Raw genomic sequence first — 13904 nt, forward strand, 5'->3', positions numbered from 1 at the left:
CCGCCAGGACACCCCGAAGAAGAAAGCCCGAGACCGTCAGATCCCGGGCACCTCGACCTGCCCATTGACAGACCTGGCCCTCATGGGTGCGGAAATGCGGCGGATCCGGTGGTGGCCGGTGGTGGCCGGTGGTCGGGGAGTTGATGGGGGAGGTGGCCGGGGAACCGGAGGGGGAAACCACGACCCTTGACGGGCTCTGCGAGGCCTTCGGCGGGGTGTGGGAACCCGCGTCGTGGCTTGCGTGGGCGGCGTAGCCCGGGGCGGCGGTCGGAGGGTGTGGTTCCCCGCCGGGTGTCTGGCCGGCCGGGCGTTGGCGTCACCAGCCTGGCCCGGCGGGGCCCACGACTACAGGCTTTCGACGCGCGTCGAAACAACCCCGGCGAAGGGCTGCCCGGCGCCGCTCAATTCGACGCGCGTCGGTTACGCGGCCGCCCCGTGTCCTGCCCCGGGATCTGCCAGCGGGTTGGTCTGGTGAGGGCGGAAGCTAGGAGGATCTTCGCGCGCCCGTTTCGCCAATGCCCGGGCGCGCGGCTCCGGGTCGGGTCGGGTCGGACGAGGTCATCAAACACCCGGCCCCGGAGCCACACCGGCGGCTGCGGCCGGATCGGGTGCCCGCCAGGTGGCGTCATGCCAGGCAGAGGTCGGCCCAGACGGTCTTGCCCTCGCCGTTGCCGTGGTGGCCCCAGGCCTCGGCGATGTGGTCGACGATGCGCAGGCCCCGGTGGTGCGGCTGCCCCTCCAACACCGCAAGGATCCGGGGTTCGGCCGGGCTGGAGTCGGCGACACAGATCCGTAGCCGGCCGCCGCGCGTATCGAGTATCAGGTCCATGGCGGTCGGGCCGTCGGTGTGGTCGACGGCGTTGGCGAGCAGCTCGGCCGCCACGAGTGCCACGTCATCCAGGACGGCCCGGTCGGTGCCGGGCCGCCATTGCGTCAGGGTGCGGCGGAGGAAGTCGAGGCCGCGGCGGGCGGCGGCCGGCTCGCCCGATTCGAAGGTCAGGCGGCGGTGGGCCGAGGTGACAAGCGGTGGATGCATGACCGGCACTCGAAACAGGTCGACAAGGGGGCGTGCGCCGATTGTCGCGTGTACCCTGCCGCACCGGTCCCACGCCTCCGCCCCGCGGCGCGGCGACGGGCTGTGGGCGGCGGGCGAGCGGGCGGCAGGTACCGGGCGGGCGCGGATCCGGACCGCGTCTAGGGTGCGGTCGGGCCGCGGTGGTGCAGGGCGAGTCGCAGGGCCGGGTAAATCGGGAACACCGTGGTGTCGGTGATCGCCAGGGTGCGGCGCACGCTCGCGCTGGGAGCGATCAGGACCAGTGGGATACCACCGGCGAGCGCGGCCTGCCGGGCGTCCAGCAGTGCGTTCACGCCGCTGGAGGTGAACAGCCGCACCCCGGACAGGTCCACCGCCAGCACCGCCGGGCGCCGGCCGAGGGCCACATCCAGGGCCCTGCGTACCTGCCGTTCGTTGTCGGTGTGCAGCATCCCGGCGATCGAGCACACCACCGCCTGCCCGACCGTCGCGGTGTCGATCATGATGTCGGGTACCGGCCCGGCCCGCTCCACAAGACGGCTGTAGGAAGTCATGACGTGCCCTCCGAGCCCACCGCAGGCTCCACCAGAAGGGGTGGGCCGAAGCAACATTTCCACGCGGGGTCGGGAGACAGTGCGGCGACAGCCGACGGGCATCCGGCGAACGCCGAGGTGACGGCAACCGGTACACCACCCCTACCCCGTCCTGCTGGTTCCACCGCCTTGAAGCACGACCGATCCGGCCGACCGCAACGGGTGTCTGCCGCGGGTGGTGTCTGCAGGCTCATGGAACCCGAAGGGGTGGCGTGCCGGACCGCTTCGCGTGATCCGCGCGCACACTTCACGGACTGGTAACCCTTTGCGAAGAATATGCTTGTTTGTGTACTTTTCGGGCCAATTTTGTTGAAATCTCATCTACCGCCGGAGGCTGTGCCGTGCCCGAGTCCGACCTGACACCGGAAGAGATCGCCACGGTCCACGAGTACGTGGAGATGGCGCCCGGCGTCACGATGGACCGCCTGGACGTGCAGCAGGCCCGCCTCGCCAAAGCCGTCGGCGGCTGGTTCCGCAAAACCGGCCCCGGGCTGTACGAGATCGTCGCCGAGACCCCGCGCCCCGGCGCCGGCCCCGACCTGGACCTGCCGTAGTTCTCCCGGGGCCGGCGGCCAGCGCTCGGGACGTCCACCGAAGCGGACGGCCTGTTCTGCCCCCGGGTGTTCGAGCAACGCCCGGCCGGGCCGGCGGCGCCGACATGCGCAACCGGCCTGGTGGGCAAACTTCGCAAACGGATACGCGTCCAACGCGTAGGGGGGCGCCTGCGTGCGCACGCGAGAGCAGGCGCGCTCCGGGGATCAGAACGGCGGGGTGCCGCTGCCGCGGATGGTGAGTGTCGCGGTCGGACGGTCCAGGTCGTCGACGGTGAACGTGGTCTCGGTGTCGTCGACGACCAGGTGCGGCGCGTCGGCGTACAGGACGGTTTCCGCATCGGCGTCGCTGTCGAAGTGCAGGCGCCCGGCCCACTGTTCCTGGCCCGCCCTCACGGGCGGGTGGCCGGTTGCCGGATCCTCGGCCCAACTGCGCAGGTTCGCTCGGCAGCGGTAGATGTCACCGTCGGCGTGCACCGTGGCATCGCTCTGGTGGAAGCGGGGTTCCATGCGCTCCAGTTTCCGCCCGACGGCCCTGGCCTGCCTCCCACACCACCGCTTCGCCTCGGCAACCACCGCCATAGCCGTGTCACCGAGGTCGGCAGCGACTATCGCCCCCGGCCGGGCGCAGCTGGCACATCGCCTCCCCGGACGGCCGGCCTTGCTGCGGCCGCCCGCACCGGCACCACGCTCTTCGCCGGCTGTCGGCCGGCGGGCACTGACGCGACCGGAGCACGGCGCCCACCGGGGCGACGGCCGGCCGTCGAAGAAGACGACGCCGCAGCCGCGAGACACCGCTGCCCCGCTCCGGCCCGCCGCAACATCCGGCCGGCGTTCCGCCGGGAACGCCCGCACCTGTGCGGGAAGCCTGGCCGGCTTCCGGCCGTCACCGGCGGGTCAGGTGTCCGCCGGCGGCTCCTGGCCGTGCTGGGAGCGGCGCAGTTGTTCGTTGAGGCGCAGGGCTTCCTCGAGTTGGTCTTCGAGGATGACGATGCGGCAGGCGGCTTCGATGGGGGTGCCCTGGTCGACGAGGTCGCGGGCGCGCATGGCGATGCGCAGTTGGTAGCGGGAATAGCGGCGGTGGCCGCCGTCGGAGCGTAGTGGGGTGATGAGGCGGTGTTCGCCGAGGGCTCGTAGGAAGCCGGGGGTGGTGCCGGTCATCTCGGCGGCGCGGCCCATGGTGTAGGCGGGGTAGTCGTCGTCGTCGAAGGAATCGGAACTGGAACTGGTGCCGGAACTCGGGCGGGCGTGGGAGTCGGGCTCTGGGGTGTGGGGTCGGACGGCGGTCGTGGCCACTGCACCTCTTTCACAAGCGATTCGGGTGGGGTCGTGCGAGCTGGTCGGGAGCGCGTGGAGGGGCCCCGGCGCCGTTGCGGCTCCGGGGCCCCGAAGGGGTATATCACCATCTACCGGCCCTGAGCCGGATTCCTTGTGTGGGCACTGCCCCGGGAGGGGCGTGCCGGGATCGCGTATGCGTGACCGGAAACCACCGTCCTTCACACTCTGGGGGTCTGCGGTGTCCGCCCGGAAAGAATCCTCACGGCCGGGCGATCCTGATGGTGCTCTGTCCCCTCCGTTCATCCTTCGTCGGTACTCACCTGGTGCTGCCAACCATCGGGTACTGCTGGTACTGCCAACTACTGAAACTGCGAACCACTTGGTACTGCGGGAACTGCCGGTACTTCTGGTATTGCCACCTGCTTAGTACTGCCGCGGCGGCCCGGAAGGCCGCCCGGGTCCGACAGCCGGCCCCTCCCCCGGCACCTGCCCGGGTTCTGGGACTCCGCTGGCCGAACCTCCCAGCACGCGCGCCCGCAGCCCGGCGCCTTCACTGGGATACCGCATCCTGCCACTGCTGGTACTGCACCATTCGCCCGCTGAACTCAGCCAGCGGGCACCACTCGTGGCGGCCCTGATACCTGCGGGCCACCGGGCCCGGCCACCGGTCCCGTTGCCGTACTGCACACAACTCCGGCTTCAGAACCCCGCAGCCGTGCCGACCTGCGAACCATTTACTGCTCCCGGCAGTTCGTGTCTGCCGGGCACTCTCGACTGCTGGCTACGAGAGAAACCATAACCGCGCCGACCCGCAATGTCTACTCCGGCCGGGACAGATTTCCGCTCACCCCGAGGACCGGTAATCTCCCACCGTGCGAGGACGGCCAGGAGCCCAGGCCCCACCCTGGAGGCCACCGGCCCTACCCGGGGAAGCCGGCCCTGGAGAAACGAACGGCCAGGACAGCAGTACGCGGGGGCAGGACGGATGCACGGCGCCGCAGCCACAACGGTGTCCGCGGACCGGCCGGGGCCCGGGCAGGCCCGCAGTTCACGGGCCCGATGATCAGCCCGACTGCGCACTGCGAGCCCAAACGATGCAGAAATGCCGCAACGTTTGGATGGTCCGGTAGCGGACTACGTTCTGTCTTCGATCCGGCGTACTTGCCAGTGGCAGCGGGCGACGTGCTCGCGGGACAGGACGGTGATGCACATGCGCAGGACAACGGACGGTTCGGGCTCGGAGGCGGTACGCCTCGCCGACGCGGACTGCGCGACCTGCCACGGCGCCGGTTCCTCACGGCTCGGTCAGCCCTGCGGGCCCTGCGGTGTGCGGCTCACCCCGGCTCTCGCCCGCCGCATCCTGGCCGCCGACCACCACCGCTGACACCACCAACCGCCGGCCGGCGCCAACGCGCCTCCCAGCGGCCGGCCCCTGCCCGCAGGCCTGTGCCACAACCACGGCTCCCGACGGCATGACGAACCAGGCGCCGCCCCCACCAGAACGACGGCCAGGCCGTGGCCGAAGCGGCTTGACGAAGGACACCAGGGCACCCTCTGTCACCGGCTGTATCGGTCACACGCCCGCCAGCAGGTGCACTGACCGCCGCATCGGCCCGTCGCCGAGCCGGACGGGAGACGCTCGCGCCCGGCCCGTCGGGTCCTTGTCAGGCGTCGGAGTAGCTGAGGTCCCCGACCGTCCAGCTGCTGATGTCCTCAATGGCGATGCGGTACATGCCGCCGGTGTGAGGGAGCCCGAAGTTTCCCTGCAGGATCTTCGCCCGGTGCAGATGGAGATGAGTGGGACGTGCGGGCGAGGCGTCGACGGGCGGGGTGAACAGGGCGGCGAACGGCTTCAGGTGCTCCGAGGACTGCAGGACCTCTGCAACTCGCTCCCACCACAGGGCCACTGGCGCAAGCCTGCCGGTGATCACGGCTCCGGGCACCACCACGGTCAGCGACATCTGGTTGTTGTGCTCGGACTCGACCATCGCGGCGATGTCGACGAGCAGCCCGTCAGGTTTCGACATGACCTCCAGAATAGGACACCGACTCCCGCCTCCCACAGACCCTCAGGGATGCGGCCCAACCGGCCACGGCCAGCCACGGAGCCACACACCGAACCGCCGGCCCGGCCACGATGGCGGCCCGCCCCGGACTCGCCGGCGCCGATCGGGCCTCACCCCAGTGTCCGGCCCCCATCTCGGGGTCAGTCGCGGCGCAGTCCGAGCTCACACACAGCCACGGGCCGAGCCAGTACGACACAACAGAGCCTCGACCGGTTCAGCCAGGTTCAGCAGGCGCAGCTCCGTCACGGTTGCACGGGCAGGCAGGTGCGCATAGACGGATGCGCTGAGGCCGCCGGCCTCGCGGATGCGGATCATCGGTTCGGCCCGCGCGTCGTCGGCTCCAGACGTTGCCGGGGCGGATTCGTGAAGAGTGGATCCGGCCGCCCTCGCCGCTGAGATCCACCTCGATCGCGGCGGTCCGGCCGGGATGTCGGCCGCGGTCTTCCGTCGATTTCCTCTTCCCGCCAGGATCCCGCGGGGGCCTGCCTACCGTTCGCCTGCGCGGGTGGCAGCGGCTGCCGGGCCCGGCGGGAACCCCGCAGGCTCCGGGCGGCACTGCCCCTTGTCTCAGGCCGTCGAGAGCAGGCGCCCTTTGCTGCGTGTTGACGCCCGTGGCCGGTCCTAGAAGCTGAGCAGGCCGATGACGTGGCCGTCGTGGTCCACCACCGGCCAGGTGTCCAGGCCGCGGGCACGCATGGTGGCGGCCGCGGTGGCGGCGGGCATGCCGGTGGTGGCGAACGGGGCGCGGTCGAAGACCACGTCGCGTACCGGGGTGCGCTCGATGTACCAGGACCGAGCCTGGAACGGTGCGAGGTGCAGGCGGGTCAGCAGCCCGGCGCAGCGGCCGTCCTCGGCGCGGACCAGGAGGTGGTCCGCGCCGGAGCTCTGCAGGATGTCCATCGCCATGTCGACCATGACGTCGTCGCTGATCTGCAGCTCCGGGGGGTTCATGAGGTCGCCGACCGTGGTGGTGATCGCGGGGTGTTCGAGGGTGATGGCCATGAGTGAACTCCTTGGTGTCTCTCCGGCCGGGGCCGGCGGTGATCGGGGCACTGGCGGTGATGCCTCCGGCGGGGCGCGGAGTGGGCCGCGGCACTGCTGACGGACTCCGCGTGCGGCCGTCGCGGGCAGCCGGTGTCGCTGGCCGGCGAACTGCGCGGGCCCGGTCCGCACGGCGAGCCGGGCCCGGCAGCTGCTACACGGAGAGTGCTATGCGGCGGCGAGGCGCCCGGGGGCCGTGCTGCGGGAGCTGTTGGCGGTTTGCGGGTTACGGCCGGCATAGGCGCGGCGGCCGCGGCGGCCGCGGCTCGTGGACGGGCTGCGGCGCGGCCGCTCGACGACGGGGTCGGCGATCACGGTGGGGATGCCGGTGGGCACCCGGGCGCCGGTGATGCGGGCCAGGTTCTCATCGCCGGCGCTGACTCTGGTGGTGACGGGGGTGATGGCGGCCGTGGTCAGCATGCGGGCCATCTCGCGGCGTTGGTTGGGCAGCACCAGCGTGACGACGGTGCCGGACTCGCCGGCCCGGGCGGTGCGTCCACCCCGGTGGAGGTAGTCCTTGTGGTCGTTCGGCGGGTCCAGGTTGACGACCAGGTCGAGCCCGTCGACGTGAATGCCGCGGGCGGCGACGTTGGTCGCGATCAGGGCCGTGACCTGGCCGGTGCGGAACTGTTCCAGGGTGCGGGTGCGCTGGGGCTGGGACTTGCCGCCGTGCAGGGCCGCGGCCTTGACCCCGTTCGCGAGCAGGTCCTCCACCAGGCGGTCCGCGCCGTGCTTGGTGTCGATGAACATGATCACCCTGCCGTCACGGGACGCGATGTGGGCGATCGTGGCGTTCTTGTCGAAGTTCTGTACGTGCAGCACGTGGTGCTCCATGGTGCTGACCGCCGCCGCGGACGGGTCCACCGAGTGCGTGACCGGGTCCTTGAGGAAGCGCCGCACCAGGCGGTCGACGTTGCGGTCCAGGGTGGCGGAGAACAGCATCGTCTGGCAGCCTTCGGCGACCTGCTCCAGGAGTTCGGTGACCTGCGGCAGGAACCCCATGTCGGCCATCTGGTCGGCCTCGTCCAGCACCGTGATGCCGACCCCGTCCAGCCGGCAGTCGCCGCGCTGGATCAGATCTTTGAGTCGGCCGGGTGTGGCCACCACAACCTCCGCGCCGCGGTTCAGCGCCTGCGCCTGCCGGCCGATCGACATCCCGCCCACCACGGTCGCAAGGCGGAGTCGAACCGCGTGGGCATAGGGGGTGAGGGCCTCGGTGACCTGCTGCGCGAGTTCGCGGGTGGGGACCAGCACCAGGGCGAGCGGGCGGCGGGGCTCGGCGCGGTGTCCGGCGGTGCGGGCCAGCGCGGCGAGGCCGAACGCGATGGTCTTGCCGGAGCCGGTGCGGCCTCGTCCGAGGACGTCGCGGCCGGCCAGCGAGTTCGGCAGCGTAGCGGCCTGGATCGGGAACGGCTCGGTGACGCCCTGGCGGGTCAGCTCCGACAGCAGGACCTTCGGCATGTCCAGTTCGTCGAAGGACTCAACGGCCGGCAGTGCCGGGGTGGTGCTCACCGGCATCGCGAACTCGCCCTGCGGTGAGGAACCCTGACGGGCGTTGCGATCGGAGGTGCGCCGGCCGCCGGCAGGCCGGTCGCCGTAGAAGGAGCTGCCGCCGGAGCGGGATCCATAGGAGCTGCCGGAGCGGGCGGAGGCCGAGGAGCGAGAGTTGGCGTTCCGGTACGGGGAGCGACTGGAGCGGTTCATAGGAAACCTTCCTGGGGCGGCACGTCGCGAGGCGGCTCCGCAGCGCGGGGCGCCGGCAGGAGATCGCGAGGAACGGGCCGAAAGTATGGAGAGGGCGGGGCGTGGACGGTGAAACCGTGCGGCACGTCACCTCAGGTCCGCGCTCACCGCGAAGGGCGGGAGCGAAGAACCTCAAAGCCGTGAGATGTCACGGCAGGGCGCCGATCCGCACGCGGCGCTGTGCGTCTCGCGTGGGGATGGCCGCCGGTGGCGGAGCCAGGGGCTTGAACGACCGGGGAATGCGTCGTGGCGCAATGTCGAGGGGCCCGCACCGGGCATCATGTACGCGGTGCGGGCCCCTCGCTGCCAGGCGGGTGCCATGGCAGAAAAACTACAGCGGACGAATGTTCTCGGCCTGCGGGCCCTTCTGGCCCTGCGTGACGTCGAACTCGACCTTCTGGCCCTCGAGCAGCTCGCGGAAGCCGTTGGCGTTGATGTTCGAGTAGTGGGCGAAGACGTCGGGGCCGCCACCCTCCTGCTCGATGAAGCCGAAGCCCTTTTCCGCGTTGAACCACTTCACAGTGCCATTAGCCATAAAGAAATCTCCTTCAAGGGGCTGTCCGAAGCACGCACCGCGCGGGCTTCGAGTCGCCGCGATGAGCACCCACCCGGGGAAGAGCCGGGAAACAAAAATGCGCCTGCGATACACCAGCAGGCGCACACAAAGTTCATGGGAACCACTACTGCAACTATCGACGAGCCTAGCAGGCTCGAGTGCGCGGCGGTGGAATATTCCGCCCCGGTCGTGTCGGCGCCGCCCGCAAGACGGCACCACTGCGGCGCCACAGCCACCAACAGGCATTCGCCCCAAGGTAGTTGCCCGGCATGGCCGCAGGATCAGACCGAGCCGGGGGGACAGGCGCCCGCGCAGAGCGGCGCGCAGCGGGCGGGCGCCAGTCGGCGGGGACGGTCGCCCCGGCAGCCCGGGACGGGCCGGCTGCACCGCGCACCGCCGTTTCCATCCGCCGGAAGGTGGACCGTGGCGGTCGGGATTCCGCTCCAGCGAATGCAATTTCTCCGGAAGGCCTCGGTTTCACATTTCCGGCGCATACTGCTCGACTTTGTTCGGAACTCCTTCCGGTGACGGCCGGCGGCTCAGCCTGGTTCCTCGGCATCGCCGTCAGGCGGACCGGCGATCGGCGGCGCCGGCTGTGCTCATGATGGGTAGCGGGCCGTGCACGGAATCCCTGTCCTGGCGATCGTTCCGGGCGCTCTGCCCGCGTGTCCACGAACAGGCCACCGACCTGGATTCAGGTCACATACCCGGCTCCTCGGGATAGACGGGAATCTCATAGCCCTGGTCGCGGAGCCACTGGCAGGTTGCCGCGGCCCGGTAACTGCTGTCGAAGGACGGAAAGGAGTCGTCGGCCTTCTCCGCGGCCCGAACGCCCCTCTCGTCATCCTTCATCCTTTGGACCACCGCGTCGGCGATCCGGGCGGCCGTGTCGCCGCCGAGGTCGCCGTGCTCACGCCAGCGAGTCAACCGTTCGCTGGCCTGCAGGGCCCGCCGCGCACTCTCGGCGGCGTGCTCAGAACCGACCGCGGCCACCGCCGCCTCATTGGCCGACCGTAGCCATTGGCCAAGGCAGTCGGTGATGACCTGCTGGGCCAGAGTGGCCCGCCATTCGTCCCGCTGCTGATCGCCGTCCATGTACCTGCAGTCTACCGAGAAGGACCAACTGGGCGTGTACTTCTCTCGATTGCTGGTATCGACCTGGAAGGCAGCAAGGCCAGCTCGAGGCAGGCAGGCAGGCAGGACGGGACGCCGCGTGTGGCAGTCTCCGTCATGCGGGTGCGTCGAGCGGGCGTAGCCCAGGCGGCAATGGCGAGTGGCTGGGACGGTGGGTCAGGGTATGCGGCCGGCAGGTGGCGGGGTTGCGCTGCGGGGGCACCAGGAGGAGGCGCTGGAAGCCATCGTGCGGGGCCTGACGCCCCGTCCCGGGCGGCTGGTCCCTCCGGGTGGTCTGCGGGTCACGGTGCAGATGGCCACGGGTTCAGGGAAGTCGTTCGTGGGGGCGGCGGCGGGGCAGAAGCTGGCGCCGCACGGCACTGTCCTGGTGGTGGTGCCGACGCTGGATCTGCTGGTGCAGATGATCGGCTCGTGGCGTGCCGCTGGCCGGTCCGGGGAGATGTACGCCGTCTGCTCGCTGGTGGACTCGGAGTTGCCGGCCGGGGTGAGGGCGACGACCAGTCCGCTGATGATCGGCATGTGGCTGGAGCAGGCAGCCAGGCGCCGTAGGCCAGCCACGCTGTTCGCCACGTACACCTCGGTCGGGGCCGTGGCGGACGCCTACGCCTACTGGGCCAAGCAGCGGGGCGAGGTGCTGGCGCCGCTGGCACTGATGGTCTGCGACGAGGCGCACCGCAGCTCGGGCAGCGTCGAGAAGAGCTGGACCATCGTTCACGAGCAGGCGGAGATCCCGGCGGAGCGGCGGCTGTACATGACGGCAACGCCGCGGATCTGGGCACCGCCGGGTGCGGCCATGCGGCGGCGTGAGGACGCCCGGCAGCCGCTCCCGGAGGAGTTCGCGGTGTCCATGGACGACTGGCGCGTCTACGGGCCGCAGGTGTTCACGCTGGGCCTGGCGGAGGCCATCGATCGCAAGCTGTTGGCGCCGTTCGAGGTGGTGGTGCTGGAGTTGCGCGACCCGCGCGCCGACCGCGTGGGCACGGAGCGGCAGGGCGTGCCGTTCGGGCCCGGCGTCGGGGAGGCCGAGGACGGGAGTGGGGACGAGGTGCCGGCCGCGCACCTCGCCGCGATCCAGGCCGGGCTGATCAAGACGGTGGTCGAGCGAAGGTTGGAGCGGTGCATCACCTTCCACAACCGCACGCTCGAAGCCCGCTATTTCTCCGAGACGCTGAACCAGACCGTCGAGAAACTGCACCTCGGCAATCCGCAGAAATACCCGGACGAGGTCTGGGCGCAATGGCTGTCGGGTGAGCACGATGTGGATTTCCGCAAGGACGTCATTCGCGATTTCGGGCGGGGCGAGGAGGACGACGGTCTCAGGCATCGGATCGTGTCCCAGTGTCGTGTTCTCGGCGAGGGTGTGGATATCCCGAATGCAGATTCGGTCGTACTCAATGGCCGGGGCAGCATGGTCGATATCGTCCAGGCCATCGGCCGGGCCCTGCGGATCATGCCTGGGGAGGGCAAGACGGCGAGCCTTATCGTGCCCATTTTCCTGGCGCCCGGTGAGGAGCCGGGAGACATTCTGGAGTCGGACAGCTATGGTCCCCTGGTCAAGATCCTGACCGCGCTCCGCAGCCACGACGAGCGCGTGGTCGAGGCTCTCGCGGTGCCGCAGCAGTCCGGGAAGCGCACGAAGGGGCGCAGCGCTGAGGCTGCTGTATTGCCTGGTGAGGGTGGGTCAGGTGAGGGTGGGTCGGGTGCGTTCACGTTGCCGGTGCGGTTCCAGACGCCGGTGGACGAGAACGTGCTGGCGCTGTTCATCGCGTCCCGGGTGCTGAAGGGCGAGAACCAGTACTGGCGGGAGGGGATCAGCCACGCTCGGCGCTGGTTTCAGGAGACGGGCGGATTGGATGTTCCTTATTCAGAAATGGTGGGCAAGAAGGGGAACTTTCCGCTTGGCAAGTGGGTGTCGGATAGGCGTTCGGAGCATGCCGCGGGTGAATTGGCGCGTCATCGGGTGGAGATGCTGGATGCGCTGGGGATGATCTGGTCGGTGTCGGATGCGCGGTTCGAGGCAGGCCTGGCCTGGGCGCGGGTCTGGGCGAAGGAACACGGCGGGTCGCTCGCGGCGCCGGCCCGGGCGTCGGTCGGCGGGTACGCGATCGGGACGTGGCTCTCCGAACTGCGGGCCTCCGCCCAGGTCCCGGCCGGGGAACCGAGTTCTCTGGCGCCGGAACGGCGGGCCGCGCTGGAGGAGATCGACCCGTGGTGGTGCCCCGCCTGGCCGATCGTCTGGCAGCGCGCCTACAGCGTGGCGCGGCAGTGGTGGCTGGAGTTGGACGGCCAAGTGGACTGGGCCGTGTTGCCGGAGGAGACGGTGTTCGAGGGCGAGCAGCTCGGCCGCTGGGTCGTGGCGCAGCGGGCCGGCTGGCCCGGCCTGGAGTAGGACCAGCAGGACCTGCTGACCGCGATCGGCATCGAACCCGACCCGGAGCTGGTCGCCGCCAAGCAGGCCGCGGAGGCAAAGCCGAAAACTTCCCGGGCGGACCGCTTCCAGCAGGGCCTGGCAGCCCTCGCAGCCTTCGCCCGCCGGGAGGGCCACGTCCGGGTCCCGCGCCCGCACAAGGAACCGCTGGAGGTCCCGGTGGCCGGCCCCGGCGGGGAGGACACTGTCGAGGTCGTTCACGTGGGTCTGGGTGCGTGGTTGAACAACCAGAAGGCCAGGCGCGCCAAGCTCACCCCGGGGCAGCTCGCGCAGCTCGCCGAGCACGGCGTGGAGTGGGCGTAGCGGGTCGTCCCGACCGGGTTGTGTTGGGCTCTGCCAGTACGACGGACGGAGCTCGGGGCGGTGCGGTGGACTGCTGTCTCGGGGAAATCCGGGCTGTCTACCGCGTGGGTGTGGGGGCGGGCCGGCGGATCTGCGTCGGGGTGTGGCTGTAGTGGGCGGCGCCGCGCTCCACTGCGATGTGGCGTAGTCGGGGGTTGTCGGCGAGCGGGCGGAGGTCGCCGTCCTGGACAACGGTGTTCCCGGCGATGGTCACCTCGGTGAGGGATGGGTGGCCTGCCAGTGGGGTGAGGGAGTCCAGTGGGCCGCAGTTCTCCAGGACCAGCCGTTGCAGTCGTGGCAGTCGAGCGGTGAAATCCACGGACGAGGTTTTCGCGCCGACTAGCCGGATCTCCTCCAGCCGCGCGGCGGCGGGTAGTTCAGCGGTGTCGGTCAGGTGGCCGTCGTAGATCCACAGGGTCCTCAGCTCGGGCAGGCCGGCTGTGCCTGTCAGGGAGAGTTCGCCGGTGCGCATGAGGCACTCGATCCGCAGGAACCGCAGGTGCCGGTGCGCGCCGAGCGGTTCCAGTGCGCCGTGGCGCCAGCCGAGCGCGGTGAGGGATTCGAGTGCGGGCAGGCTGGCCGCAGTCTCCAGTCCGATCGCCATGGGCGCCACCAGTTCCCGTAGGGCTCGCAGCCCGGAGAGGTCGAGGTGTCCCTTCTGTCGGTCACTGACGTGCAGAAGCGTAAGGTCTCGGCACGCGGCTGCCGGCCCGGGATCCTTGATGCCGAGCCCGAGCCGTAGGGAGCGCAGGTTCGGCAGAGCGGGAGCGAAGGAGAGGTCCACCGAGGCACCCGGACGGTGGCAGCCGATCAGCAGTCCTTCGCATTCTCCAGACATGAACCGCTCGCCGTACTCGGGTTGCCACTGCTCGCAGACGAGCTGCATTTCGGTGACGCCCGACCTGAGGTTTCTGATCTTCAACTGCGGACCTCCCAGGCCGCTGCCCCGAACTGATCACACTCTGCCAGCCGCTGGAGCGGCGGGCCCGATGGGCCTCGCACGTTGGCGGGTACATCGGCTTCTAGCCCGGCGAGCTGGGGCCGCGGTTGCGTCCAGGGAAGTGGTGTACGGGTTCCACCCGTTCCGGGGGTTTCGTCCCGGTAGCGGGTGTCGCCTGAGAACGTAAGACGGCCACCGG

14 protein-coding genes are annotated in these 13904 nt (G+C 70.3%); 4 read left to right on the forward strand and 10 right to left on the reverse strand.

What is annotated here, in order from left to right:
- Positions 1 to 625: 625 nt before the first annotated feature.
- Together AB0M03_RS38035 and AB0M03_RS38040 are read right to left on the reverse strand one after the other, a co-directional pair.
- Positions 626 to 1036: an ATP-binding protein gene (locus AB0M03_RS38035; RefSeq protein ID WP_363500846.1), complete on the reverse strand. Its 411-nt coding sequence runs from the start codon at positions 1034 to 1036 to the stop codon at positions 626 to 628.
- Between the two features lie 158 nt (positions 1037 to 1194).
- Positions 1195 to 1587, reverse strand: coding sequence for an STAS domain-containing protein (locus tag AB0M03_RS38040; RefSeq protein WP_363500849.1), 393 nt, complete (start codon positions 1585 to 1587; stop codon positions 1195 to 1197).
- Between the two features lie 380 nt (positions 1588 to 1967).
- Here AB0M03_RS38040 and AB0M03_RS38045 point away from each other — a divergent pair, with 380 nt between their 5' ends.
- Positions 1968 to 2180, forward strand: coding sequence for a hypothetical protein (locus AB0M03_RS38045; protein ID WP_363500852.1), 213 nt, complete (start codon positions 1968 to 1970; stop codon positions 2178 to 2180).
- Between the two features lie 204 nt (positions 2181 to 2384).
- Here AB0M03_RS38045 and AB0M03_RS38050 read toward each other — a convergent pair whose 3' ends face one another.
- Together AB0M03_RS38050 and AB0M03_RS38055 are read right to left on the reverse strand one after the other, a co-directional pair.
- A complete protein-coding gene (locus tag AB0M03_RS38050) occupies positions 2385 to 2687 on the reverse strand; it encodes a hypothetical protein (protein ID WP_363500855.1) in 303 nt (100 codons plus the stop codon).
- A 387-nt stretch (positions 2688 to 3074) separates the two neighbouring features.
- A complete protein-coding gene (locus AB0M03_RS38055; RefSeq protein WP_363500858.1) occupies positions 3075 to 3473 on the reverse strand; it encodes a MerR family transcriptional regulator in 399 nt (132 codons plus the stop codon).
- A 1192-nt stretch (positions 3474 to 4665) separates the two neighbouring features.
- Between AB0M03_RS38055 and AB0M03_RS38060 the strand changes: the two genes are divergently transcribed.
- Positions 4666 to 4839 carry a hypothetical protein gene (locus tag AB0M03_RS38060; protein ID WP_363500861.1) on the forward strand — a complete coding sequence of 58 codons (174 nt, stop codon included), beginning with the start codon at positions 4666 to 4668 and terminating at the stop codon, positions 4837 to 4839.
- 280 nt (positions 4840 to 5119) lie between these two features.
- Here the strand turns inward: AB0M03_RS38060 and AB0M03_RS38065 are convergent, their stop codons facing one another.
- The 5 genes from AB0M03_RS38065 to AB0M03_RS38085 form a co-directional block, all read right to left on the reverse strand.
- Positions 5120 to 5482: a hypothetical protein gene (locus AB0M03_RS38065; RefSeq protein ID WP_363500864.1), complete on the reverse strand. Its 363-nt coding sequence runs from the start codon at positions 5480 to 5482 to the stop codon at positions 5120 to 5122.
- A gap of 660 nt (positions 5483 to 6142) precedes the next feature.
- Positions 6143 to 6523 carry a CBS domain-containing protein gene (locus AB0M03_RS38070; RefSeq protein WP_363500867.1) on the reverse strand — a complete coding sequence of 127 codons (381 nt, stop codon included), beginning with the start codon at positions 6521 to 6523 and terminating at the stop codon, positions 6143 to 6145.
- A gap of 207 nt (positions 6524 to 6730) precedes the next feature.
- Positions 6731 to 8266 carry a DEAD/DEAH box helicase gene (locus AB0M03_RS38075; RefSeq protein WP_363500870.1) on the reverse strand — a complete coding sequence of 512 codons (1536 nt, stop codon included), beginning with the start codon at positions 8264 to 8266 and terminating at the stop codon, positions 6731 to 6733.
- 370 nt (positions 8267 to 8636) lie between these two features.
- Positions 8637 to 8840, reverse strand: coding sequence for a cold-shock protein (locus tag AB0M03_RS38080; protein ID WP_030918248.1), 204 nt, complete (start codon positions 8838 to 8840; stop codon positions 8637 to 8639).
- A 720-nt stretch (positions 8841 to 9560) separates the two neighbouring features.
- On the reverse strand, positions 9561 to 9956 hold the full coding sequence (locus AB0M03_RS38085) for a hypothetical protein (RefSeq protein WP_363500873.1): 396 nt from the start codon (positions 9954 to 9956) through the stop codon (positions 9561 to 9563).
- A gap of 202 nt (positions 9957 to 10158) precedes the next feature.
- Between AB0M03_RS38085 and AB0M03_RS38090 the strand changes: the two genes are divergently transcribed.
- Together AB0M03_RS38090 and AB0M03_RS38095 are read left to right on the forward strand one after the other, a co-directional pair.
- Entirely contained in the window at positions 10159 to 12384 is a 2226-nt protein-coding gene (locus AB0M03_RS38090; RefSeq protein WP_363500876.1) for a Helicase associated domain protein, read from the forward strand.
- A 48-nt stretch (positions 12385 to 12432) separates the two neighbouring features.
- Positions 12433 to 12726, forward strand: coding sequence for a helicase associated domain-containing protein (locus AB0M03_RS38095; protein WP_363500882.1), 294 nt, complete (start codon positions 12433 to 12435; stop codon positions 12724 to 12726).
- A gap of 97 nt (positions 12727 to 12823) precedes the next feature.
- On the opposite strand, the gene AB0M03_RS38100 is transcribed toward AB0M03_RS38095, so the two are convergent.
- Complete coding sequence (locus tag AB0M03_RS38100; protein WP_363500879.1) at positions 12824 to 13651, reverse strand: leucine-rich repeat domain-containing protein; 828 nt, start codon at positions 13649 to 13651, stop codon at positions 12824 to 12826.
- Positions 13652 to 13904 lie beyond the last annotated feature (253 nt).

The sequence above is a fragment of the Kitasatospora sp. NPDC051914 genome (genome assembly GCF_040680995.1).
Lineage (GTDB): Bacteria > Actinomycetota > Actinomycetes > Streptomycetales > Streptomycetaceae > Kitasatospora.

What these genes read in the sequence shown, in the direction of transcription:
- AB0M03_RS38065 (WP_363500864.1), bottom strand. Translation starts at nt 5,482, where the DNA reads ATGTCGAAACCTGACGGGCTGCTCGTCGACATCGCCGCGATGGTCGAG.
- AB0M03_RS38085 (WP_363500873.1), bottom strand. Translation starts at nt 9,956, where the DNA reads ATGGACGGCGATCAGCAGCGGGACGAATGGCGGGCCACTCTGGCCCAG.
- AB0M03_RS38080 (WP_030918248.1), bottom strand. Translation starts at nt 8,840, where the DNA reads ATGGCTAATGGCACTGTGAAGTGGTTCAACGCGGAAAAGGGCTTCGGC.
- AB0M03_RS38100 (WP_363500879.1), bottom strand. Translation starts at nt 13,651, where the DNA reads ATGCAGCTCGTCTGCGAGCAGTGGCAACCCGAGTACGGCGAGCGGTTC.
- AB0M03_RS38035 (WP_363500846.1), bottom strand. Translation starts at nt 1,036, where the DNA reads ATGCATCCACCGCTTGTCACCTCGGCCCACCGCCGCCTGACCTTCGAA.
- AB0M03_RS38060 (WP_363500861.1), top strand. Translation starts at nt 4,666, where the DNA reads ATGCGCAGGACAACGGACGGTTCGGGCTCGGAGGCGGTACGCCTCGCC.
- AB0M03_RS38075 (WP_363500870.1), bottom strand. Translation starts at nt 8,266, where the DNA reads ATGAACCGCTCCAGTCGCTCCCCGTACCGGAACGCCAACTCTCGCTCC.
- AB0M03_RS38090 (WP_363500876.1), top strand. Translation starts at nt 10,159, where the DNA reads ATGCGGCCGGCAGGTGGCGGGGTTGCGCTGCGGGGGCACCAGGAGGAG.
- AB0M03_RS38070 (WP_363500867.1), bottom strand. Translation starts at nt 6,523, where the DNA reads ATGGCCATCACCCTCGAACACCCCGCGATCACCACCACGGTCGGCGAC.
- AB0M03_RS38040 (WP_363500849.1), bottom strand. Translation starts at nt 1,587, where the DNA reads ATGACTTCCTACAGCCGTCTTGTGGAGCGGGCCGGGCCGGTACCCGAC.
- AB0M03_RS38050 (WP_363500855.1), bottom strand. Translation starts at nt 2,687, where the DNA reads ATGGAACCCCGCTTCCACCAGAGCGATGCCACGGTGCACGCCGACGGT.